The sequence below is a fragment of the Algibacter miyuki genome, assembly GCF_030409805.1.
Taxonomy (GTDB): domain Bacteria; phylum Bacteroidota; class Bacteroidia; order Flavobacteriales; family Flavobacteriaceae; genus Algibacter; species Algibacter miyuki.
This window is the reverse complement of the sequence record NZ_JAUFQP010000010.1, coordinates 653242-678192: the sequence shown is the minus strand read 5'-3', so window position 1 is coordinate 678192 and position 24951 is coordinate 653242. Positions and strand designations below refer to the sequence as shown.

The window sequence follows — 24951 nt, the reverse complement described above, 5'->3', positions numbered from 1 at the left end:
ATTAATAAATTATCTTTGATTTTAAATTAAAAACGGAGTATTAATGACTAAAAATAATATCCTTTCACTTTTGGTTGCCATCAGTTTTAGTTGCCAGGTTATGGCGCAAGAATCTGCGGTGTACACCAGTAATTTAGTGGAGTACCAAAAAGCCTTATCACTTTATAATAATCAGCAATATTTAGCTGCAAAATCACTATTTAGTAGTGTTGAAAAAACGGCTAAAGAAGAGGTGCTTCAATCAGATTGTGCTTATTATATAGCTAATTGTGCGGTGCGTTTAAATCAGCAAAACGCCGATCAGCTTATCGAGAATTTTGTTGAAGATTATCCAACAAGCACTAAAAGAAATACTGCTTTTGTTGATGTAGCCGATTATTATTTCGCCAACGGAAAATATTCGTATGCCCGCAAATGGTATCAAAAAGTAGATTTAAATGCTTTAGGAAGCAGTGAAAAAGAAAAGTTTTATTTCAATAATGGTTATACGGCTTTTACTACCAAGCAATTTAAAGATGCCAAAAAATATTTATCAAAGGTTGAAAACTCTAAAGAATACGGCTCGCAAGCTAAATATTACATCGGTTTTATGGCTTATGAAGGTGATGATTATGAAGAAGCCAATGAATATTTTGAGCAGGTAAACGATCAAGAACGTTACAAAGAAAAGTTGTCTTATTATCAAGCCGATTTAAATTTTAAGTTAGGAAATTTTGAAAAAGCCATTACACTAGCAAAAGCGCAATTGAATAAAAGTGATGCTGATGAAGTGTCTGAGCTTTCAAAAATTATAGGCGAAAGTTATTTCAACCTAGAGAAATATGCAGAGGCTATTCCGTATTTAACCGCATATAAAGGGAAAAAAGGAAAAAGAGATCGTAATGCAAAATGGAGCAACACCGATTATTACCAGTTAGGTTACGCACATTATAAGCAAGGGGATTTTGAAAATGCCGTATCCGAATTTAATAAAATTATTGGCGGAACAAATTCCATCGCTCAAAATGCGTATTATCATTTAGGAGAAAGTTATATCAATTTAGGTAAAAAACAGGAAGCTTTAAATGCGTTTAAAAATGCTTCGGAAATGGATTTCGATTTAAAAATTCAAGAAGATGCTTGGCTTAATTATGCTAAAATTAGTTACGAAATAGGAAATTCATACCAATCGGCACCACAAGTATTGGCGAGTTATTTAGAAAAATATCCGAATACATCTTATAAGGAAGAAGTAGAAACCTTATTAATCGATTCATATATTACCTCAAAAAACTACAAAGAAGCCCTTAAACTATTAGAAGGAAAAAGAAGCTTCGAAAATAAAGTAGCATACCAAAAAGTGGCTTTTTATAGAGGTTTAGAGTTGTATAGTGAAAATAAATTTAAAGAAGCTGTATCACTTTTTGATGGTTCTTTAAAAGAACAACAAGACGCTACTTTTACAGCACGAGCTACATTTTGGAAAGCTGAAACAGATTATAATTTAACAAATTACGACGATGCTTTAATTGGTTTTAAACAATATCAGCAACAAACAGGTGCAGAAGCGACCCCAGAATTTGAAAACTTAGATTACAATTTAGCTTACACTTATTTTAAGTTGAAAAACTACCCGCAAGCTACCAAGCATTTCAATCAATTTATTTCGAATGAAAGGAAAGATGAAGTCAGGTTGAATGATGCTTATTTACGTTTAGGCGATGGTCATTTTGTATCTAGTCAATATAGCAGCGCAATTGATGCTTACGAGAATGCTATTAAGTTGAATGTTATCGAATCGGATTATGCCTTTTTCCAAAAAGCAATAAGTACAGGTTATGCAGGTAATGCTTCAAAAAAAATAAAAGAATTGAGCGATTTTATTTCAAAATATCCAAAATCGAAACTTCGTGATGATGCGATGTTTGAGTTGGGGAATTCTTATGTAAAAGCTGATCAAATCGATCAGGCGATGCCGGTTTACGATCGTTTAGCAGCCGAATATCGAGCCAGTTCGTTTGTGCCAAAAGCTTTACTACGTCAAGGTTTGGTGTTTTACAATGCGCGTCAAAACGAAAAAGCATTGGTTAAATTAAAAAAGGTAGCTAGTGATTACGCTGGTACTCCCGAGGCTTTGCAGGCTGTGGCTACAGCGCGTTTAATTTATATCGATTTAGGTCGTGTTAACGAATATGCCGCATGGGTAAAACAACTCGATTATGTAGAGGTTACCGATGCTGATTTGGATAACGCTACTTACGAAGCTGCCGAAAAGCAATATTTAGATAATAATACAGATAAAGCTATAACGCAATTTAATAAGTATTTAAACCAGTTTCCACGTGGTTTACACGCTTTACAATCGCATTTTTATGTAGCACAAATGTATGCCAAAAAGGATTTGTTAGAAAATGCCGCACCACACTATAAATATGTTGTCGATGCATCTCGAAGTGAATACACCGAAGAAGCACTTTCTAAATTATCGCAGTTTTATTTAAGCACAAAAAGTTGGAATAACGCCATGCCTATTTTGGCAAGGTTGGAAAGTGAAGCTAATTTTCCGCAGAACGTCATTTTTGCACAGTCTAATTTAATGAAAGCAAATTATGAGTTAGAAAATTATAACGACGCCGTGGCTTACGCCGAAAAAGTGCTCACTAATTCTAAAATCGATAATAAAATTAAAGCCGATGCTCAAGTGATTATTGCACGTTCGGCCATTAAAACCAATAATGAAGATCGGGCAAAAGTGGCTTACGCTGAAGTAGAAAAAGTGGCTACGGGAGAAACTGCTGCCGAAGCACTTTACTATAATGCTTACTTTAAAAATAAAACGAAGAAATATGAAGCCTCTAACGTGTCGGTACAAAAACTGGCTAAAGATTTTTCAGGTTATAAATATTATAGTGCGAAGGGCTTAGTGCTTATGGCGAAAAACTTTTACGGATTAAAGGATGCGTTTCAAGCCACTTACATTTTAGAGAGTGTGATTGAAAACTTCAGTCAATTTGATGATGTGGTTGAAGAAGCCAAAGCAGAATTAAGTAAAATTAAGAAGGAAGAATCTAAAACAAACTCATCTATTTTACCAGAAGATTAATGTGGTTCAATACGTATTTGTAAACAATAGTTTTTGACATTTTAAGAAAGAATAAAAAAGTAATAAAAACAATAGATCTATGCGCAAGCAAATCAATAATATATTAACCGTTGCCATCACATTAGTGGCCACTGTTGGGTATGCTCAAAACAAACAGAACGATACTATAAATACAGGAGTTATCGATGTTGTAAAACCATACGCACCATCGATTTCCGATGCCTTTAAAGTAAAAGAAGTGCCAACTTCAGACGATAAAACAACTGAAACCAAAAAAGAGATTAAATATAATATTTTCTCCTTTCCGGTAGCGTCAACATTTACACCTGCAAAAGGAAAAGCAGCAGTTGTAGAAAAAGCAAAACCGATAAAATTATATGATAACTACGCGACTTTAGGCGTGGGGAGTTATACCACTATTTTGGGCGAGGTTTACCTAAATCACGCCATAAGTCGTAATGAAAGTGTTGGGGGTTATGTGAGTCATCATTCATCAGGAGATGGAATCGATGGCGTAGCGTTCGATCATGGTTTTTCAGATTCGAAAATTAATGTCAATTATGCGGCCCGAACCCGATATTCAGCATGGAATGTAGAAGGTGGTTTTCAACATCAAAAGTATAATTGGTACGGTGTGCCCGATACTTATGTTGCTAATGCACAAGCCGATAATATCGATGTAGGACACGTGTTTTACAACGCGCATGTTGGTGGAGATATTAGTTTTGAAGATACTTATATAAACTCTGGAAGTGTATTTTTTAGACGTTTCTCCGACAATCAAGGTTCTGGAGAAAATAGGTTTATTGCCAAAGGAAAAGTTGATGTGCCTGTTAATGGCGAAGAAATTTCGACCGAAATTAAAGTGGATTACTTAGGTGGCGATTTTGATAATAATTATACAGCAACAAACGCTATAGATTACGGTAATTTTCAAATAGGTCTTATGCCAAGCTATCAAATTATTCAAGACGATTTAACTCTGAATTTAGGTGTTTCGGCATTCTATTTAAACGATACAGCTAGCGGTTCTAACCAATTTTACATTTACCCAAATATCACAGCAACCTACCGTGTAGTTAACGATGTGGTAATTGCTTACGGTGGAATTCAAGGGGATTTAGAGCAAAATTCTTACTATGGTTTTGCTTCCGAAAATCCATTTGTATCACCAACATTATTAATTACACCAACCGATAAACAATACAATGCTTACGTAGGTTTAAAAGGGAAATTATCGAGCGCCATGAGTTATAATGTTAGCGGAAGTTACACCTCTAACCAAAACATGGCTTTGTATAAAAGCAACGCCATTACACGTTTAAGTGAAGATTATCATTACGGAAACTCCTTCGGAATTGCCTATGACGATGTGACTGTTTTTGGCCTTTCAGGAGAAATAAATGTAGATGTTAATCGTAATTTCAACCTCGGATTAAAAGCTGAATATTTTAGTTATTCTAGCGATAACGAAGCTGAAGCATGGAATTTACCAGACGTAAAAGGCTCACTGTTTTTAGACTACCAAATAGACAAAAAATGGTTTGCAGGCGCCAATTTATTTTACACAGGCGAACGTAAAGATGAATACTTTTTAAACGATGGTACAGTGGTTCCAGCGCCACAAACCGTAACTTTAGATAGTTATTTCGATGCCAATGCACACGTTGGATATCATGTAACCGAACAAATTTCGGTATTTGCAAAAGCTAATAATATAGCCAACAACAGTTACCAACGCTGGCAAAACACACCTGTACAAGGTATTCAGTTTTTAGCTGGTGCTACTTATAAATTCGATTTTTAGTCATAATTTTCCATTCCCGCGAAAGCGGGAATATTTTTAAACGTTTCTGTTTATAGGAATATTTTGGATGCTTGTAAAATCCTTTATTTGGGCGTTACCACAAGGGTCGGGCTTTCCGCTATATCTTTTTTGTCTTATAAATTTCAATCACACTGTACTTAAGGTTGTTTTTCCTTTTAAAAGCACGTTACAACTAGGAAGAGCAAAAAAGGATGCCGCATCAATCCCTAACGCGGGAGTAGTTAAATTACTATTAAAAATAAAAGCGGTTATTTTGATATTTTCAAAATAACCGCTTTTATATAAAATAATGTTCTAAATGTTATGCGTTAAGCATTACAGGCATAACAAGCATTGTAATATGTTCACCTTCATCTAAACCGTCAATAGGCGTTAAAATACCCGCTCTGTTCGGCATGCTCATCTCTAGTTGTACATCGTCTGAGTTTAAGTTATTCAACATTTCAGTTAAAAAACGTGAGTTAAAACCAATTTGCATATCATCACCTTGGTAATCACAAGTTAAACGTTCTTCTGCTTTGTTGCTGTAATCTACATCTTCCGCAGAAATATTTAATTCAGCACCAGCAATTTTTAAACGAATTTGATGTGTGGTTTTGTTAGAGAAAATACTAACACGACGTACAGAATTTAAAAACTGTGTACGGTCTATAGATAGTTTATTCGGATTTTCTTTTGGAATTACTGCTTCGTAATTAGGATATTTTCCATCAATTAAACGACAAATTAATTCTGAATTTTCAAAAGTAAATTTCGCATTACTTTCATTGTATTCAATAGTAACTTCATCTTCACTAGCCGCTAAAATACCTTTTAATAAATTTAAAGGTTTTTTAGGCATAATAAATTCAGCCACTTGGTTGGCCTGTACATCAGCACGTGTATATTTTACTAATTTGTGTGCATCGGTTGCTACAAAGGTTAAACCTTCGGTAGAAAACTGGAAAAATACACCACTCATTACTGGGCGTAAATCATCGTTTCCAGCAGCGAAAATAGTTTTGCTGATAGCTGTTGCTAAAATATCGCCAACTATTACTGTTTTACTTGGGTCTTCTAATGCTACAGCTTTTGGAAATTCGTTACCATCGGCGTAAGCTAAAGCATATTTACCGTGGTTCGAGCTAATTTCAACCGTATTGTTGTCTTCAATAACAAACGTTAAAGGTTGCTCTGGAAAGGTTTTTAAAGTATCTAGTAATAAACGTGCTGGAATAGCAACGCTACCTTCGCTATCACTTTCAACATCTAAAGAAGAAGCCATGGTGGTTTCTAAATCACTTGCTGAAACCGTAAGCTTGTTATGGTCTAATTCAAATAAAAAGTTATCTAAAATGGGTAAGGTGTTCGAGCTGTTTATCACGCCACCTAAAACCTGTAATTGTTTTAATAAATAAGTACTTGATACTATAAATTTCATCTGTTGAATTTTATTTTTTAGCGGTTACATGGCACATTTTTCTTCTAATTCTAATCTCCTTAAAAAGATGTTAGTTATAGAATGCATCATCTAATTAACTGAGTTAAATTTGTAATTATGCTACTTACAAATATATTCCAATCGGCTTATATTTGGAAACAAACTTATTAACATTTAAGCGGTGTATTTTTTCTTTCTAAAGTAATTAAATGTAAAACCAAACAAAGCAAGCAATACGAGTGGTAATGCGATGTTAATAAGTTGCCAGGTCGTTTTTTCTTTGGCTATTTTTTGCTGATTTAGGAAAGCAACGGCAATTTCCTTTGATCGAATGTTTATAAGTCCAGTATCGTCTAGCAGATAATTAACGGTATTCAGTAAAAATTCTTTGTTGCCATAATTTTCTCCGGTCCACCGATCGAAGCCTAATTCTTGAGGTACATTTTTTATGAGGTCATTTTTTATGACGTCGCCGTCCGCAATAATAACCATTTTTGTTGGTTTACTTTTTTGAAGATCTTGAGGGAGTTTAAAGGGTTTAATACGGTTGTTAAAAACCGATGTAAACTCACCTTCGAGCAAAACAGCTAGCGTTTGTTTTTTGCCTTTAAAGTCGGTTGGGTTTTGTTCTTTAGTAACCACGTCTAAACTTATTTTGCTTGGCGTACTTTCTAATCTAGTTACCGGTGCAGTTTCTAAAAGGATGGTTTTTTTAATTTTGTTTTTTAAGGTATCTATAGGATTGGCAAAATCAAATTTCACCAAATTTAAATTATTAACAATGGGGTGGTTGCTATTCGAGTTTCCAAACGGCGAATACGGCCATTTAAAATTTTGAAATTGCGCATTACTACCTTCTCCCATGGCCAAAGTTATCGGTGCCGAATAAGGAGATGCAACCATAACAGGCTTTATTCGTACCCCATATTTAAAGAAAAAATCGGTTAAGTTTAAATCACGATGCATGGCGTAATTAGATCCTGTAGCATTGTATAAGCTATCTTTTTCCATGGCTACGGCGTCAATTAACCAAAGACTTTTACCGCCATTCATGGTGTATTGATCTAATACAAGTTTTTCTTTTTCAGTAAACGCTTCGGTTGGTTTTGCTGAAATAATAAGATCGAACACCTCCAAGTCCGTCAACGTTTTTTGTGGCTGATTGGCAACGCTATCCAACGTGAATGGTGCAATAAGGTAATATTCGCCTAGTTTTTTCACAAAGTCCGCAATGTATTTATCTTCTAGTTGTTGGTTGCCTTTTAGAATAGCGATTTTACGACGTTTTGGTTGGGTAAGTTTGCTAAAACCATCAGCGAAAGCATATTCTAAATGTTGTACGGAGTTGCTAACTAATTCCTGCTGATTGGCTCCTATTTTAGTTTTTATCAAAGGAATTGTAACCGTTTGATTATTGTAACTTGCTAGCGCCCATGGAAAAATAATAGCCTGTGTAGAGCTGCCGTTTTCCTGCACACTCATTTGCATTGGTGTTAAACCACGCTGCGTAAGTTGCTGAATGATGATATCGCGATTGGCTTCATCTTCTAACGGATTGAAAAAATTGAAAATAATATTACTGTTTTCATTTTCAAACTCTTCCAATAATTGTTTGGTTTCGCTTTGTAGCCTTCTAAATTCCGAAGGAAAGTTTTCGCCATCTAAAAACACATCAATAATGATAGGGGTTTCTACATCTTTTATAATTTCTAAGCTGGCTTCACTTAAAGTGTATCGTGCATCTTTAGTTAAATCGAATCGTTTATGGAAACTGTTTGTGGCTATATTCAGAATAAATAACCCGATGAAAATAGTAAGAATTTGTATCCACGTTTTCTTCTGGAATCCTTCAGTTTTGATACCTTTAACTGTGATGAAAATAAAAAATATGGAAACGCTTAAAAAGTAAAGTACATCGTTGGTGTCAATCACGCCGCGACTTATACTTTTATAATGCACACTCATGCCTAATTGATCTATAAGGTTGCTAGAGGCAAAATCGGCAATACCTTCAAAGCCAATATAAAACAGAAAACATAAAAACACCGAACTGATAAAAGCTACAATTTGGTTATCGGATAATGTAGAGGTGAACACGCCAATAGCTGTATAAGCCGCTACTAAAAATAAAAGTCCGAAATACGACCCCAAGGTGCTTCCGGTGTCTAAATTTGCAACAGGGTTTCCGAGTTGGTTAACTGTGTAAACATAGAACAAGGTTGGAGCAAGCGTCATTATAATTAAAATTAAAGCACCAAAATATTTGCCTAAAACAAGCTGCATATGCGAGATAGGTTTGGTAAGCAATAACTCTAAAGTACCTTGTTTTTTTTCGTCGGAAAAACTTCGCATCGTGACCGCTGGAATCAAGAATATTAAAATCCAAGGTGATAATAAAAAGAAGGGTGATAAATCGGCAAAGCCATAATCAAGAATATTAAATTCGCCTTTAAAAAGCCATAAAAATAAACCGTTCAATAATAAAAAAATAGCAATCACTAAATAACCAATTGGCGATGCAAAAAACGAGTTGATTTCTTTTTTTAGTATGGCAAACATGTATGTAGTTTTAATCTAAGGTTTCTAATTTATCAACGCTCCAAGCTTCGGGACGTATACTAAAAAGGGGTTTTATAGTGCGCCAAGCCGATTTAAAAATAGCCGATTTTCGGTAAGCTTGTAAATGTGCATCACTTTCCCAATAACTGTAAGTGAAAAATATACCAGGGTCATTTTTGTCGCGGTACAGTTCTAAAAAAGTACAACCATCAAACGCTCTAATTTTTGCTTTGTTATTTTCAAAATTGTTTAAAAAAACATCAATATTTTGTTTGTAAAAACCCAATTTAACAATACGGACTAACATAGTTTCTTGTTTTGATATGTTTAATAAAAACGGCAAATTTAAAACCGCTTATAATATCTTTTTGTAAAAGTATTAATCTTTTTAGATAAACAACAACCAACAATTATATTGCGTTTGGCAGCGCCGATTCGGCCGAAAAGTTAATACTAACCGCGTCCATAATACCTAAGCCAAGCAAGCTAGATGCGCCTCCCACGGTAGAAGGGTTGCTTTTAAAAACTGAGATTTCTAGAAAACCACCCGAATTAAAAACCACTAATTTCCGACCTTCATCTTGGCGTTTTTCAGCAGGAATATCAAAATTTACAATGTCGCTATATTTTTGGTGTATCTTTTTAAACTTGTAATTACGAGCCGAAATTTCGAAGGTGCGCCCTTTTTGTATGCTTTCAAAAAAGCTGCGTTTAATGTTAGTAATCACGTTGCCGTAATTATCAATATAGATTATACTACCAATAATTTGAGTTTTATCATCCTTAACAAAAGGCTCAATATTTTTAATTGGTTTTATGCTGTTTATTGTTTTTCCAATAACCTCTAAAGTGCCACCACGTGCAATATGGCAAGCTACTTTTACAAACACATCGAGCACCGGGAAACTGCTTTGCAGCCTATCATGAATATTGATTTCAACAATTTTTTCGGGAGCAATATCAGAGCAAATCATACTCATAATCCCATTATTAGCGCAAATAAAATAATGGTCGTCTAACTTAACTGCAATATGTTTGTTTTCAGCGTTAATCTCCGAGTCAATACCAATAATATGGATGGTGCCTTTTGGGAAGCTACTATACGCATTCTGAATAATATAAGCGGCCTCCGGAATACTAAATGGCGATACATTGTGCGAGATATCAACAATATTAACATCGGGCAATTCACTATAAATAGCGCCTTTTGTAGCGCCAGTAAAGTGGTCTTTTTCCCCGAAATCAGTTGTTAAAGTTATTATTGCCATGAGCAAAATTGTTGATATGTTTTTAGTGATTTGTCATCTAAAATTATGTATTTTTGAGATGAACACTTACGAGATACAAACCTACATAAATTTTTGTTTTCGTTTTTATATTTTAAATGAAAATTGAGAGGTTTTAATATCTATTTTAGTTAAAATTAAAACAACGCCTTTGAATGAAATCATCATTGAATTAGAAGAAATTACGCCTAAAGAATTTTTTGGCGCACAAAATGTAAATATTGAACTTTTAAAAAAATACTTTCCTAAATTAAAAATTGTAGCCAGAGGCAACCAAATTAAAGCTTTTGGAGAAGAAGAAATGCTGGACGAATTTAATCGTCGCATGAGTATGCTCATCAAACATTTTGCTAAATATAATAAGTTAGACGAAAATGTTATTGAACGTGTTTTAACAAGCCAAAGCAGTGACGATTTTATCGCATCTTCTAAAGGAGGTGAAATTATCGTGCATGGCGTAGGCGGTAAAACCATTAAAGCCCAAACAGCCAACCAACGAAAAATGGTTGAGCTCATGCACAAAAACGATATGGTTTTTGCTATCGGGCCAGCCGGAACAGGGAAAACATATACCGGTGTCGCATTGGCGGTACAAGCTCTAAAAAACAGAGAAGTAAAACGGATTATTTTAACACGTCCTGCGGTAGAGGCAGGGGAGAATTTAGGTTTTCTACCCGGAGATTTAAAGGAGAAGTTAGACCCCTATATGCAACCGCTTTACGATGCGCTTCGTGATATGATTCCTGCTGAAAAACTAGCGCAATATATAGAAAATGGCACCATTCAAATCGCTCCTTTAGCCTTTATGCGAGGTAGAACATTGGATAATGCTTTCGTGATTTTAGACGAAGGGCAAAATACAACACATGCCCAAATGAAAATGTTTTTAACCCGTATGGGTAAACACGCCAAGTTTTTATTAACCGGAGATCCGGGACAAATAGATTTACCAAGGCGTACTATTTCTGGACTAAAAGAAGCGCTTTTAATTTTGAAAAACGTAGAAGGTGTCGGCATGATTTTTCTTGACGATAAAGATGTTGTTCGCCATAAACTCGTTAAAAAAGTAATTGAAGCTTATAAAAGTATTGAGAATATAGATTAATATCTATACCGTTTATTTAAAGCATAAAGCAAAAGCCAGTTTTTAACTGGCTTTTGTTATTTCAGATCTTTTTAATTATAACATATTGACTTAGTGTTTCTAACGGAAATTTACCCTATAATTCTATAAGCATTACCTATAATCCTGTAACTTTTTTAAGTCTAAGTTTTGGAAATTTGCATATAATTTTAAACGAAATATATTATGAAAAAAATACTTTTAGTAGCAGTTTTATTAGGTTTTAACTCAGTTTTTGCACAGGAAGATGTAGAAATAACTTCGGATAACTCTTGGTTAAAGGCAGGTATAATAACAGGAATACCTGTAGGCGATGCAAGTGATGTGTCTTCCTACTCTTTAGGTTTAGATTTAAGAGGGCAATATTTAATTAATCCTAATATTGGGGTTGGAGTAGCGTCAGGTTATAATCACTTTTTTGGAAAAGATGATATTGATGATTTTGGAGTGATTCCCGCAGCAGGTTTCGTTCGTTATTATTTTACACCAAATGGTTTGTTTTTAGGAACAGATGTTGGATATGGTTTTTTAACTAATGTTGAAAATAATGATGGCGGATTATATGTTAATCCTCAAATTGGTTACCATAATAAAGATTGGAATTTCTATGCTTATTATCAAAATACGTTTGCAGAATACGATGTTGATGTGCAAAATGTTGGTGTCGGAGTTACCTATAATATCAGGTTTAAATAAATCACAATAGTATTTAATAATGCTTAAGAAGGAGAAATTTACATTTCTCCTTTTTTTATTTAGACTTGTTTGGTGATAGTAAACAAATTACATTTGCACAATAAACAACAGTTTACTTCTAATGAACACAATTACTGACACCAATTTCAATTTTCCAGGACAAAAAAGTCTGTACAAAGGAAAAGTAAGAGCCGTATATAATATTAATGATAACGAACTAGTTATGGTCGCTACCGATCGTTTATCTGCCTTTGACGTGGTTATGCCAAAAGGAATTCCTTATAAAGGGCAAATATTAAACCAAATCGCTACAAAAATGATGGACGCCACGAAGGATATTGTTCCTAATTGGTTAACGGCAACACCCGATCCAAATGTAGCAGTTGGTCATTTATGCGAGCCTTACAAGGTAGAAATGGTTATTCGTGGTTATATGTCTGGTCATGCAGCACGTGAATATAAATCAGGCAAACGCATACTTTGTGGCGTTACCATGCCAGAAGGGATGAAGGAAAATGATAAGTTTCCAAACCCAATAATTACTCCGGCAACAAAAGCAGAAATGGGAGATCATGATGAAGATATTTCTCGTGAAGATATTTTAAAGCGCGGTATTGTTTCAGAAGAAGATTATTTAGTTTTAGAAGATTACACACGTAAATTATTTCAAAGAGGAACGGAGATAGCAGCTTCTCGTGGATTAATTTTAGTAGATACAAAGTACGAATTTGGAAAAACTAAAGACGGAAAAATTGTCTTAATAGATGAAATTCATACACCAGATTCTTCACGTTACTTTTATGCAGAAGGTTACCAAGAGCGTCAAGAAAAAGGTGAAGCTCAAAAACAACTTTCTAAAGAGTTTGTACGTCAGTGGTTAATTGCTAACAATTTTCAAGGTTTAGAAGGGCAAACAGTACCTGTTATGAGCGATGAATATATTCAATCGGTATCCGATCGTTATATTGAGCTTTATGAAAATATTACTGGAGAAACTTTTGTAAAAGCAGATGTTTCTAATATTCAAGAGCGTATTGAAACTAATGTTTTAGCGTATTTAAAATAGAAAGTATATATCTCACCATCCCTACGAGTTTTAATACATTAAAGAGATTATTGTACATAATAGTATTTTGAATTAATTTTAAAATTTCATTAAATGAGTAAAAAAGTTTTTGTATCAGGTTGTTTCGATATGCTTCATAGTGGGCATATAGCATTTTTTAAAGAAGCCGCAAAGTATGGTGATTTATATGTAGGAATTGGGTCTGATGCTACGGTAGATGAATTGAAAGGACGTCAAACTATAAACTCAGAGCAAGAAAGAATTTATACCATTAATGCTATTAGATATGTAAAAGAGGCCTTTGTAAATACGGGGTCTGGTATTTTAGATTTTAAAGATGATCTTGTTAAATTAAAGCCTGATTATTTTATTGTAAATGAAGATGGGTTTTCTCCAGAAAAACAAGAATTATGTACTCGTTTAGGTATTGAGCTAAAATTATTAGAAAGAATACCCGATGCAGGGTTGCCAGAACGGTCAACAACAGCCATTCGGTCTGCTGGTAACTGTACATTACCATATAGAATAGATTTGGCAGGAACTTGGATCGATCAGCCTTATGTTTCAAAATACGGATCAGGATGGGCTATAACCTTATCATTAGAACCTGTAATTGAGTATAATGAAAGATGTGGTATGTCTACATCTACTCGGAATGCAGCAAAAAAAATATGGCCATATTACTTGCCAATGGAAAAGCCAGAAAAGCTGGCCGAAATCCTTTTCAAGTTTGAAAACACCCCGGGGTCTACGATGATTTCTGGTGCGCAAGATGCAATCGGTATTTGTATGCCTGGCTTAGTTAGACATCAATATGATAATGCATATTGGCCAATTAAATTTGAATCTATACATGAAGAATCTACACTTGCTTGGTTAGAAGATCATATTTACATGGCATTATTATGGCCTAGGGAGCCAGGGCTCGATCTTTTAAAAGTTACACATATCAATGAGGAAAATGTTAAAGCACTTACAGATGCAGCTGATGATGTGTGGGATGCTATTCTAAATAAAGATTTAGAAAAATTTTCTGAAGGGTTTTTAAAATCATTTAAGGCACAAACTAAAATGTTTCCAGCTATGCTAAATGATAGAATTAATGAAGAAATTGCTAAGTACAAAGACAAAGCGCTTGCGTGGAAGTTGGCAGGTGCAGGTGGCGGAGGTTATTTAATATTAGTGTCAGACAAGCCTATAGAAGGTGCTATGCGAATTAATATTCGCAGAAAAGAGGTTTTATAATATGTGAGATTCATAAATAAAAATAGTATAAATGGGCAATTTCTAAACGAGATTGCCCATTTTTTTTACAGTATTACTTTTAAAAAAATGATAAAGCTTTTTATAGGGAGGTTTGATTAGGTGCTTAAGGAGCCTTTTACTTCTTCCGCTTTGGTTTACTTGCCTTAGCTAACGGATTGAAATTTAAACATAATTGTATCCAATACTCTAAATTAGCTTCTGTATCAAACCCATCCGGAGTAACATAAATATAACCTTTCATGGGACGTCCTGTGAAGTTCATGGGTAAACATTCAGGCTTTTTTAGCTGATTTTCATAAACAATGTTTCCAATACGAGCCATAATCAAACTATCACCATAATCTTTGTTAATATTAATGTAGCAAAGCATTTTATTATCTACCTTAAAGCATAGACCTCCCATCATTTTAAGTTCAGAAAAATAGATTTGTTTATCTTTTAAAACACGTCGTATTCTATCTGCTAAAAATTCATCGTAAGCCATAATGGAAGGTGTTATTGTGTTTTAAATTTACCCGACATTTTTCGAATTAAATTATAAATAAAAGCATTAGTTTTCGCATAATGAAACGCGATTAAGCATACCACAATCATAAAAAGAATTGCGCCAATTATAGCTTCGGTTGGGGCTAAGGATTTTCTTAAAAAGCGATTAAGCCCTAAGCCTGTGAAACTTCCGTAAAGTATAATAAAATGAATGACGTAAATGGATAATGTTTTTTCGCCTATTCTAGAAATTATAGATTGTTTCAAAAAAGGTTCTAAACTATAAAATAGACCAAATAGAATTAAGGTATTACCGAGTCTGGTAAAAAGGTAGTTATAATAAGCACATTGTTTAAAGAGTTCAATATTTGTTGATTGACTTAGCTTTACAAGAAGGTCAGACGATTGATAAATAAGGAAATATCCTGTGATGAAAAAAGTAGCAATGGCAATTATTTTAAAGCGGTCGCGATGCACATGCCTAAAGAATACTGTGGAAATAAAAGCACCAAAAAAGGAGTAGCCTATCCATGGTAAAATGGTAAAAACGGAGCCGTTAGACTTTGTTATATAGTTAGCGAAGATGATTGGGATATTTTCCGTGTTTAAATCTCTATAAAGTGGTTCAGATAGAAAACATAGTGTACCTAAAATAACTAAAACAATAGAAAAAAGATAGTTGTATTTTTTCAATATTAAGTGTAAACCAACTAACGTAATTAGAGCCAAGCCAATACATTGTAAAACATCAACAACAAAAAAACGGTTATTAAAATTACCGGAAAGCCAATTAAAAATATCTAAACGCAATCCGTAACCAATGAGCAGTAGCAATAAACCTCGGAACACACCTTTTTTAATTCGAGGTTTGTCGTCGCCTTTAGCATAAGCACGCAGGAGTAAATAGGAAAAAACAAGTCCTGAGATGGTGAAAAATGTTGGAGCCGTAATGCCACGGAGGTAATGCCAAATGTTATAAAACACATTGGTGTCATCTCGGTACATGGGGGCAAGTAGATTATCGATAAAATGTCCTTGCAACATCATTAAAATGGCAAATGCACGAACAGCGTCAATAAAATATATACGATTGGTTTGCAATACAATTAGCTTTAAAATATAAATATACTTTTAATAACTGTAAAGGTCTGTTTGTAAATTAATATATTTATAAAATCTACAAAAAAAATATGGAAAAAATCATTAAAACATTTTCAGATTATGCTTGGGGGTTACCTCTAGTTTTATTGCTTATTGGAGGCGGATTGTATTTATTAGTTGTATCACGTTTTTTACCTTTTCGATATTTAGGTCATGCGATTCAAGTATTGAGAGGGAAATATGACAACCCAGATGATCCAGGAGAAATTTCACATTTTAAAGCTTTAACAACTGCCTTGTCTTCTACCATTGGTATGGGAAATATAGCAGGTGTTGCGGCCGCTATTTCTTTGGGTGGCCCGGGTGCTATGTTTTGGATGTGGGTTAGTGCCATTGTCGGGATGTCTACCAAGTTTTTCACGTCGTCATTAGCGGTGATGTTTCGGGGAAAAGATAGTAATGGCGATTTACAAGGTGGCCCAATGTATTTTATTACTGAAGGTTTAGGGAAATCGTGGAAACCATTAGCTGTAATGTTTAGTGTTTGCGGTTTAGTTGGAGCTTTACCGGTTGTTAATGTAAACCAATTAACACAAGCTATAAACGATATTGTATTAACTCCAAACGGTGTTACGGTGGGATTGAAATCTAACCTGATTTTAGCGCTAGTTTTAGTGATTATTACATCGGTAATTATACTTGGCGGGTTAAAGCGAATAAGCCTTGCGGCATCTAAATTGGTTCCGGCTATGGTTATACTCTATTTTGCTTTGGTGTTGTTTGTTTTAATTTCCAATTACGAGGTGGTTCCAAAATATTTTTTTATGATTTTTACCGATGCTTTTGCGGCTAACAACTTTAAAGGCGAGCCTTTTTTAGGAGGTGTTTTAGGTGCATTAATTCTACTCGGTATTCGTCGTGGTGCTTTTTCAAACGAAGCCGGTATTGGTACCGCTCCCATGGCACACGGAGCCACTAAAACAAACGAACCTATACGCGAAGGTTTGGTGGCTATGTTAGGCCCAGCTATAGATACTTTAATTGTATGTACGTTAACCGCTTTAGCTATTTTAGTTACTGGGGTTTGGGAAACCACAGATAATAACGGCGTGAGTTTAACAGCTTCGGCATTCAGTCACGCTATGCCAATTTATGGCAAGTATTTACTTATGGTTTGTGTGGCTATTTTTAGTATATCGTCTTTGTTTTCGTATTCTTATTACGGTTCCAAGTGTTTGTCTTTTTTAATAGGGGCCGATAAAAAACACTATTATAATTATCTTTATATTCTCAGTATTGTATTAGCGGTAATAATGCCGTTTAGCGCGATGCTTAACCTTGTTGATGGGGTGTTTGCGCTTATGGCTATTCCAACCATGATAAGTACTATTATACTCGCTCCCAAAGTTTTAAAAGAAGCTAGAAATTATATTCAGAGGATAAAAGCTTAGAGTTCGTATTCATTTTTGATTAAAACATTAAAATGTGTAACTAAAAAAACGAGTTATTAGTGTTTTTGAAACACTTAATTTTATAGTTAAATTTTTATATGTAAATTTAGCCATACCAACTGGAAGTATTTTACTTTTTTACCAATACTAACAGTCCGCTTTACCAGCTAAACTAAACTAAATTTAAGATGACAGACAAAGAAAAGGCGCAAGCCTACTGGAAGGAGAACATAAAATATGTTCTCCTTTTACTATTTATATGGTTTATTGTGTCCTTTGGGGCAGGAATCATTTTTAAAGATGCCCTCAATAATTTTAAAATGGGTGGTTTCAAACTCGGTTTCTGGTTTGCACAACAAGGTTCTATGTATGTATTTGTTGTTTTGATATTTGTATATGTTCGTTTAATGAATAAACTCGATAAAAAATACGGATATGATGCATAGTTTTTTTCTCTCAGGCATAGGTGTCCAAAACTGGACATACATTATTGTAGGTCTTACATTTACACTTTATATAGGTATTTCCATTTGGGCTAGAGCCGGATCAACCAAAGAATTTTATGTAGCCGGTGGCGGTGTATCTCCACTAGCTAACGGTATGGCCACAGCAGCCGATTGGATGAGTGCAGCTTCATTCATTTCCATGGCTGGTATCATTTCCTTTGCAGGGTATGATGGTGCTGTGTATTTAATGGGGTGGACAGGCGGTTACGTACTTTTAGCTTTATTATTAGCACCTTATTTACGAAAGTTCGGAAAGTTTACCGTACCCGATTTTATTGGCGATCGTTATTATTCAAACACCGCACGTTCCGTAGGTGTGTTTTGCGCACTTATTGTATCCTTTACTTATGTGGCAGGGCAAATGCGTGGCGTAGGCTTAGTGTTTTCTCGCTTTTTAGAAGTTGATATTAATACCGGTGTTATCATTGGGATGATTATCGTGTTATTCTACGCTGTTTTAGGCGGTATGAAAGGCATCACGTATACGCAAGTCGCACAATATTGTGTGCTTGTTTTCGCGTTTATGGTACCAGCCATTTTTATATCTATTCAAATGACGGGGAACCCTATTCCTCAATTAGGTTTTGGTAGCCAATTAGCCGATGGTTCAGGAACGTATTTACTAGATAAACTCGACGGTTTAAGTACGGAGTTAGGCTTTGCAGAATATACCGAAGGCACAAAATCGTTAACCGATATTTTCGCAATTACATTAGCGTTAATGGTAGGTACAGCAGGATTACCGCATGTTATTGTTCGATTTTTCACCGTTAAAAAAGTAAAAGATGCTCGAAAATCGGCGGGTTTAGCTTTATTATTAATCGCTATTTTATATACCGCAGCACCAGCCGTGTCGGTTTTTGCTCGAACTAATTTAATCGAAACGGTATCCAATAAGCCATATTCAAGTATGCCGGAATGGTTTACAAAATGGGAAACTACTGGGTTAATCACCTTTACCGATAAAAATAACGATGGCAATATTCAATATTTAGCAGATAAAGATAAAAACGAACTTGTAGTCGATAACGATATTATGGTGCTGGCGAATCCAGAGATTGCTAATTTGCCCGACTGGGTAATTGCATTAGTAGCTGCGGGTGCATTAGCTGCGGCTTTATCAACAGCTGCCGGGTTGTTATTAGTTATTTCAGCATCTGTATCTCACGATTTAATCAAGAAAATGATTAAGCCAGACATTAGCGAAAAAGGCGAATTAATCGCAGCACGTTTAGCGGCAGTAGCAGCTGTTTGTGTCGCAGGTTATTTTGGCGTCAATCCGCCAGGGTTTGTAGCAGCAACCGTCGCGCTCGCTTTCGGGCTGGCAGCAGCCTCCTTTTTTCCAGCCATTATTTTGGGTATTTTTTATAAAAAAATGAACAAAGAAGGCGCTATTGCCGGTATGGTTGTCGGTATTTTATCCATGCTGTTTTACATGCTTAAATTTAAATTTGGCTGGTTTGGCGGCGGTACAAAAGCCGAGTGGTGGTTTGGCATTTCGCCCGAAGGTTTCGGTTCCATAGCCATGGTTATCAACTTTATAGTATCTGTTGTTATTATGAAATTCACACCCGAACCACCAGAGTATGTACAAGAAATTGTAGAAAATATTAGAATTCCAAGTGGCGCCGGAGAGGCAACACATTAACATATAAATTGGGGCGTTACCACCGCCAAGCTTTTAATAGCTTAGCGGTGGTCGGGCTTTCCGCTATATCTTTTTTTAGATTGTGTACGTATTTGTGAGCTTTAGCATAAAAATGAAGCTAGTTTTTAACGTCTAGTTTAAGGTTTTCAATCAAAAAAAAAGGATGCCGCATCAATCCCTAACGCGGGTATATCCGCTAAAATTAGCACTCAAAAAGTGATTCGTTACCAATAATCTTCCATAACATCTTTTTATATTGAAATAGGTTTTATCATTTAAAACATGCTTAAGGTATTAGTTTTATCTATTACTTTTGAAGTATGAAAATTAAGGAACTCACCCTATTTACAAATCAAATTGAAAAACAAAAGCAGTTTTATAAAAATGTTTTAGGTTTCAATATACTGTTAGATTCCAAAGAAAAAGTGACCTTTAAAACGGGAGATGGTATGTTGAGTTTTCAATTTAAACAATCGGTTAAACCCGCACATTTTGCATTTAATATACCATCAAACAAAGTAGAAGAAGCCTTATTGTGGCTTCAAAAACGGGTAGTTATTTTACCCGATGGTGATCAGCAAATTTCAAACTTCGAAAAGTGGAATGCAAAAGCTATCTATTTTTACGATGCCGATAATAATATTGTTGAGTTTATTGCTCGGGCCGATTTAAACCAAATAAGTTCAGAAGCGTTTTCATCAAAAAGCATCCTATCAATAAGTGAAATAGGCTTGCCAACCGAAGATATAAAAACCGTGTTCCAATCCATTTCAAACATAAAATCAATTCCTGTTTTCGATGGCGATTTTAATCGGTTTTGTGCTTTAGGAAACCACGAAGGCTTATTCATTTTAATTAATAAAACCGTTAAAACATGGCATCCCACGCAAGAGGTTCCGCATACGGCCGATTTTATAGTTAAAGGAGATTACAACTTTAGTTTTATAAACAATGAAGTTATCCCGACTAATAGAAATATTGTAATTTAGAGGTCTCAAAAAAAATAGTAAAACATAAATACCAACCCTTTTGGGGCATTAAAAATATAAAGATGAAATTAGTTATATCTCCAGCAAAATCACTCGATTTAGAAACCGAATTACCAAATAACGTACACACCCAAGGTTCGTTTTTAAAACAAGCCGAACGTTTAAATAAGGTGCTTAAAAAGAAATCGGCAAAAGATCTATCAAAACTCATGAGTATTTCTGATGCTTTGGGGCAGTTAAACCACGACCGTAATCAAGATTGGACATTGCCATTTACTCCAGAAAATGCCCGACCAGCCGTATATGCTTTCAATGGCGATGTATATCGAGGCTTAGATGCTTACAATATCCCCGAGGAAAAAACAGAACTATTACAAAGTACCGTAAGAATTCTTTCGGGATTATATGGCGTTTTAAAACCAACCGATTTAATACAACCTTACCGTTTAGAAATGGGCACAAAAATGCCTGTAGGAACCAAAAAAAACTTATATGAATTCTGGAAAAAGGACATTGTAAAAGCCTTAAATGAAGAATTAGAAGACGATGAAATCTTTTTAAACTTAGCAAGTAACGAGTACTTTAAAGCCATCGATAAAAAAGAATTGAAAGTACCCGTAGTAACCGCTAACTTTAAAGAATTTAAAAACGGACAATACAAAATAATCTCGTTTTACGCTAAAGAAGCGCGCGGGTTAATGGCACGTTATATTATTGATACCGATGCTAAAACTATAGACGATTTAAAAGGGTTTAATTACGGTGGTTATGGTTTTAGTGAAGAAATGTCTAAAGAAAACGACTTGATTTTTACGCGTTAAAATTAACGTTGTTTTTATAAGGTTTTAAATTGAAAATCTTAAATTCGAGCACAAACTAAAACACAAATTTATCAATGTATTATTACCTTATTGTGGCGTTTCAAGTGTTTTGTGTATATCACATTTACAAAAACAGAAACTCGTATTATTGGGTGTTTCTAATTTTCTTTGTGCCTGTAATTGGATGTATTATTTATTTGTTAACCCAGGTTTATAACAAACGCGATGCCCAAAAATTAACGAGTGAGATTACGCATATTATAAATCCGACGAAGAAAATTAAAGACTTAGAAAGCAAGTTGGAATTTTCAGAATCGTACCAAAACAGAGTAAATCTTGCCGATGCACAATTAGAAAATAAAGATTATAAGAATGCTTTATCTCATTATTTAATGACGCTTAACGATGGTTACGAAAACGATTTTTACGTGAATAGTAAATTAGTGGAAGCCTATTTCCTGAATAAAGATTACAACAATGCCGTAGTTTTTGCAGATAAAATAAAAGATAAAGTAGAATATAAGCAATCTAAAACCCAATTTATTTGTGGTTTAGCATACGAGAAATTAGGCGATTTTGAAGCTGCAGAATTCAACTTGAAACAAATAGATATTCGATATTCTTTTTATGATGAACGTGTGGTTTTAGCAGAATTCTATATCAGTAGAAACAAAAATGAAGATGCTAAAACTATTTTGGAAGAGATTCAAAAAGAAGCCCAACACATGACAAAGCCCAACAGAAAACTGTATCGATTTGCCGTGTCTAAAGCCGAAAAATTACTGTCGCAAATAGCATAATCACTATTTTATTTTAGCCTTCTTGCTAATATCAAGTTTGTTTTCAATAGAGGGCCGCTTTTTTATTCGTGGTCGGCGTGCACCAAAAGTACCTCTGTTTATTTTTCCGCGTTTTGTTTTTTTGTCTCCTTTTCCCATTGTAGAATATGTTTTTTTATTACAAATAAGGTATTGAATTTTAGCTTAAAAACCAAGTAAAACGTGTTTAAACATCAGCATCCATACCAACCGTTTATTAATGAGGATACTACAAAATTAATTGTAGGTACATTGCCGCCTCCTCGGTTTTCAACGGGCAAGCTTTTAGAAAAGGATGTCGATTTTTGTTATGGGAGTTATTACAATTCGTTATGGTTGTATATTGATAAAATTCATAATTTGAACTTGCGTTTTGATAATTCACAAGAAGCTATAGCTGAACGTAAGGCGTTTTTTATTCAGCATAAAATTGGAGTTTGTGATATTGTAAATAGTTGCGAACGCGATAAAATTGATGCTTCCGATTTAGGAATGAAAAATATAGAACTTCGTGATATTATTGGTTATTTAAAACAATATCCGAATATTGATACGTTGTTATTTACTGGCGGAAATAGTAAAAATGGACCTGAATATTTTTTTAGAAAACACATTAAAAACTATAACCTGAAATTGGACGTTGTTTTAAATGAAGTGCCACGAATTCATGAATTTAAAATGCCTGTTGAGTCGGTATCCGATGCACCAAGGATTATTAAAACAGTATCCTTAACATCGTCTTCAGGTTCTGCAAATAGGGCTATTGGTAGTATGCCGCTTTATAAACAGTTGAAAGCAAGTAACCCGGAATTTAACACCTTCGATTTTCGAGTAATGCAGTATAGAGAGTTTTTCTGATGTGATTTAAGCGAATTAAAAAAGCCCCGTTTATTTTTAATAAACGGGGCTTTTTTATGAATAGAATTAAGTTTTAAATTGAAAATTATTCAGGGTTATAACCTAGCATAGCATCAATTGTATTTGTTGTTACCGAATGATAATTTTCCCGTGCTTTTTTATAAATTTCTAAAGCAACGTCTGTTTTGTTATTTCCTTTAAAGGCTTTGTAAATAGTTGAAACATACCAACGACGTCCTACTTTTATCAAAAAAGCTTCAATTTGAGCATCAACATCGTTGCTGTGATAATCATGATTTATAGATTGCTCGTACCAAACCATAGCAATATAGGAGTTCTTGGAATGTGTTAAATCGAAAGTATTATCCAGTATTTTCATTTGTGCTGCCGACATGTCTTCTGGGAAATTACGAACAAAATGCACCCATTCTTGTGGCGTCCAAGTTTTAGTAATAGTTTTATCAATGCTGTTTGTTTTTACAAATTCTGCAACGGTTTTCTCAACCTGTTCAAACTTATCAGAAACAATAATGGATTGGTTTTCTGGAATTCCAGGTTCGTAAATCCATGCTTCAGTATTGAAAGAGATTTGGTGTTTTTCGAGTAAATTTTCATTTAAATAAGTGATGAATTTTTCCGTCGTAATCGTTGAAAATGCATTTGAATTAAAGTAGTTTTTTAGAAAAACATCAAAGTTTTCGCGTCCCACAGTTTCTTCTAAAGTTCTTAAAAATAGATAGCCTTTATCATAAGCAATACTGTTCATGCCGTCGTCGGGATTTCTTCCGTCAAGGTTTAATTTTAATTTGGTATCGTTAGGCGTATCTTTAAAACCTGCTAATTCTTCTTCTAAATCTTGTCTGCCAATACGGGCTAACATATTCGCACGATCTTTTCCGTAAAGGGCTTCCATAATGCGCATTTCAAAATAAACAGTAAAACCTTCGTTAAGCCAAAAATCGTCCCATGTGGCGTTGGTTACTAGGTTTCCCGACCAAGAATGTGCCAATTCGTGAGCCACAAGCGAGGTTAAACTTTTATCGCCTGCAATTACGGTTGGTGTTGCAAAGGTTAAACGTGGGTTTTCCATGCCGCCGAACGGGAAACTTGGTGGTAAAACAATAACGTCGAATTGTTCCCAAGCGTAAGTGCCGTAAAGTTTTTCTGCGGAAGCGACCATGTTTTCCATATCTGAAAACTCATTATATACAGCTTCAAGCATCGATTTTTCAGCATAAACACCAGTACGATTGCTAATGGGTTTATAAGCAATATCACCAACAGCAAGGGCTATTAGGTAAGGTGAAATAGGTTGTTTCATTTTAAAGCTGTAAACGCCGTTTTCGGTTTTTTCTTTTGGGTTTTCAGCACTCATAACGGCCATAAGTTGAGCAGGCACTGAAACGGTGGCGTTGTAGGTTAATCTAATTTGCGGACTATCTTGAATAGGAATCCATGTTCGTGTTAAAATTGCCTGACCTTGTGTAAATAGAAATGGTTGCTCTTTATCGGCCGTTTGTTGAGGTTTTAACCATTGTAAGGCTTCTGTTTTGTTGGTGGTTTTGTATGAAACGCTAATACGCTTGGTTTCGGGTTTAATAGCTATTTTTAATGCATTTCCGAGTTGCTGGTCAAATGTGTCTAAAGAGAAATTAGTATCGATACCATCGGCTTGCACGTTTTCAATTTCTAAAAATTTAGAATCCAGGATAATTTCCGAAGCATTATTATTGGTGATTAAGTAAGATGCCGTTCCTGTGATGATTTCCGTTTCAAAATCGACTTTAATATCTAAATCCAAATGCGTTACAACGGCTTTGTTGGGTTGAGAAAATGAGTGAGGTTCTTCAATATAATGGTTTATAACTGCTGTTTTTGGAGTGTTTTGGCAGCTAGCAAATAAAAGCACTAAGCTGGCGAATAGGAGTAGGGTCTTTTTCATAGAGT

At 34.7% G+C, this 24951-nt stretch carries 21 protein-coding genes; 13 read left to right on the top strand and 8 right to left on the bottom strand.

All coding sequences use genetic code 11. The annotated features are described in order from the left end of the window. The first annotated feature begins 43 nt into the window (after positions 1-43). Both QWY92_RS10775 and QWY92_RS10770 read left to right on the top strand, forming a co-directional pair. A complete protein-coding gene (locus tag QWY92_RS10775; protein WP_290271121.1) occupies positions 44-3082 on the top strand; it encodes a tetratricopeptide repeat protein in 3039 nt (1012 codons plus the stop codon). A 79-nt stretch (positions 3083-3161) separates the two neighbouring features. Then, complete coding sequence (locus QWY92_RS10770; protein ID WP_290271119.1) at positions 3162-4889, top strand: porin family protein; 1728 nt, start codon at positions 3162-3164, stop codon at positions 4887-4889. A gap of 322 nt (positions 4890-5211) precedes the next feature. Here the strand turns inward: QWY92_RS10770 and dnaN are convergent, their stop codons facing one another. From dnaN to QWY92_RS10750, 4 genes are all read right to left on the bottom strand, one after another. Then, on the bottom strand, positions 5212-6330 hold the full coding sequence (dnaN, locus tag QWY92_RS10765) for a DNA polymerase III subunit beta (protein WP_290271117.1): 1119 nt from the start codon (positions 6328-6330) through the stop codon (positions 5212-5214). A gap of 174 nt (positions 6331-6504) precedes the next feature. Further along, positions 6505-8889: a gliding motility-associated ABC transporter substrate-binding protein GldG gene (gene gldG / locus QWY92_RS10760; protein WP_290271115.1), complete on the bottom strand. Its 2385-nt coding sequence runs from the start codon at positions 8887-8889 to the stop codon at positions 6505-6507. A 10-nt stretch (positions 8890-8899) separates the two neighbouring features. Then, entirely contained in the window at positions 8900-9196 is a 297-nt protein-coding gene (locus QWY92_RS10755) for a putative quinol monooxygenase (RefSeq protein WP_290271114.1), read from the bottom strand. Between the two features lie 103 nt (positions 9197-9299). After that, positions 9300-10157 (bottom strand): SAM hydrolase/SAM-dependent halogenase family protein, encoded by an 858-nt coding sequence (locus tag QWY92_RS10750; protein WP_290271112.1) that lies wholly within the window; start codon positions 10155-10157, stop codon positions 9300-9302. A 169-nt stretch (positions 10158-10326) separates the two neighbouring features. Between QWY92_RS10750 and QWY92_RS10745 the strand changes: the two genes are divergently transcribed. From QWY92_RS10745 to QWY92_RS10730, 4 genes are all read left to right on the top strand, one after another. Continuing rightward, positions 10327-11280 carry a PhoH family protein gene (locus QWY92_RS10745; RefSeq protein WP_290271109.1) on the top strand — a complete coding sequence of 318 codons (954 nt, stop codon included), beginning with the start codon at positions 10327-10329 and terminating at the stop codon, positions 11278-11280. Between the two features lie 204 nt (positions 11281-11484). Then, complete coding sequence (locus QWY92_RS10740; protein WP_290271107.1) at positions 11485-11994, top strand: hypothetical protein; 510 nt, start codon at positions 11485-11487, stop codon at positions 11992-11994. Positions 11995-12115: 121 nt separating this feature from the next. Continuing rightward, on the top strand, positions 12116-13060 hold the full coding sequence (locus QWY92_RS10735; protein WP_290271105.1) for a phosphoribosylaminoimidazolesuccinocarboxamide synthase: 945 nt from the start codon (positions 12116-12118) through the stop codon (positions 13058-13060). Positions 13061-13153: 93 nt separating this feature from the next. Then, positions 13154-14305 carry an adenylyltransferase/cytidyltransferase family protein gene (locus QWY92_RS10730; protein WP_290271103.1) on the top strand — a complete coding sequence of 384 codons (1152 nt, stop codon included), beginning with the start codon at positions 13154-13156 and terminating at the stop codon, positions 14303-14305. 136 nt (positions 14306-14441) lie between these two features. Here the strand turns inward: QWY92_RS10730 and QWY92_RS10725 are convergent, their stop codons facing one another. Then, a complete protein-coding gene (locus QWY92_RS10725) occupies positions 14442-14810 on the bottom strand; it encodes an RNA methyltransferase (RefSeq protein WP_290271101.1) in 369 nt (122 codons plus the stop codon). A gap of 11 nt (positions 14811-14821) precedes the next feature. Beyond that, positions 14822-15913 (bottom strand): heparan-alpha-glucosaminide N-acetyltransferase domain-containing protein, encoded by a 1092-nt coding sequence (locus QWY92_RS10720; RefSeq protein ID WP_290271098.1) that lies wholly within the window; start codon positions 15911-15913, stop codon positions 14822-14824. Positions 15914-16002: 89 nt separating this feature from the next. Between QWY92_RS10720 and QWY92_RS10715 the strand changes: the two genes are divergently transcribed. From QWY92_RS10715 to QWY92_RS10690, 6 genes are all read left to right on the top strand, one after another. Then, positions 16003-17364: an alanine/glycine:cation symporter family protein gene (locus QWY92_RS10715; RefSeq protein WP_290271095.1), complete on the top strand. Its 1362-nt coding sequence runs from the start codon at positions 16003-16005 to the stop codon at positions 17362-17364. 188 nt (positions 17365-17552) lie between these two features. Continuing rightward, a complete protein-coding gene (locus tag QWY92_RS10710) occupies positions 17553-17810 on the top strand; it encodes a DUF4212 domain-containing protein (protein ID WP_290271093.1) in 258 nt (85 codons plus the stop codon). Beyond that, positions 17800-19518, top strand: a complete 1719-nt coding sequence (locus QWY92_RS10705) for a sodium:solute symporter family protein (RefSeq protein WP_377878705.1) — start codon at positions 17800-17802, stop codon at positions 19516-19518. The genes QWY92_RS10710 and QWY92_RS10705 overlap by 11 nt, the downstream gene beginning before the upstream one ends. A gap of 320 nt (positions 19519-19838) precedes the next feature. After that, positions 19839-20507 (top strand): VOC family protein, encoded by a 669-nt coding sequence (locus tag QWY92_RS10700; RefSeq protein WP_290271091.1) that lies wholly within the window; start codon positions 19839-19841, stop codon positions 20505-20507. A gap of 62 nt (positions 20508-20569) precedes the next feature. Then, positions 20570-21328: a peroxide stress protein YaaA gene (yaaA, locus tag QWY92_RS10695; RefSeq protein ID WP_290271089.1), complete on the top strand. Its 759-nt coding sequence runs from the start codon at positions 20570-20572 to the stop codon at positions 21326-21328. Between the two features lie 74 nt (positions 21329-21402). Then, complete coding sequence (locus QWY92_RS10690) at positions 21403-22128, top strand: hypothetical protein (RefSeq protein ID WP_290271087.1); 726 nt, start codon at positions 21403-21405, stop codon at positions 22126-22128. Between the two features lie 3 nt (positions 22129-22131). Here QWY92_RS10690 and QWY92_RS10685 read toward each other — a convergent pair whose 3' ends face one another. Beyond that, positions 22132-22266 (bottom strand): 30S ribosomal protein THX, encoded by a 135-nt coding sequence (locus tag QWY92_RS10685; protein ID WP_290271086.1) that lies wholly within the window; start codon positions 22264-22266, stop codon positions 22132-22134. A 63-nt stretch (positions 22267-22329) separates the two neighbouring features. Between QWY92_RS10685 and QWY92_RS10680 the strand changes: the two genes are divergently transcribed. Beyond that, complete coding sequence (locus QWY92_RS10680) at positions 22330-23004, top strand: uracil-DNA glycosylase family protein (RefSeq protein WP_290271084.1); 675 nt, start codon at positions 22330-22332, stop codon at positions 23002-23004. A gap of 85 nt (positions 23005-23089) precedes the next feature. Here QWY92_RS10680 and QWY92_RS10675 read toward each other — a convergent pair whose 3' ends face one another. Then, on the bottom strand, positions 23090-24946 hold the full coding sequence (locus QWY92_RS10675; protein WP_290271082.1) for a M1 family metallopeptidase: 1857 nt from the start codon (positions 24944-24946) through the stop codon (positions 23090-23092). Between the last annotated feature and the right edge of the window lie 5 nt (positions 24947-24951).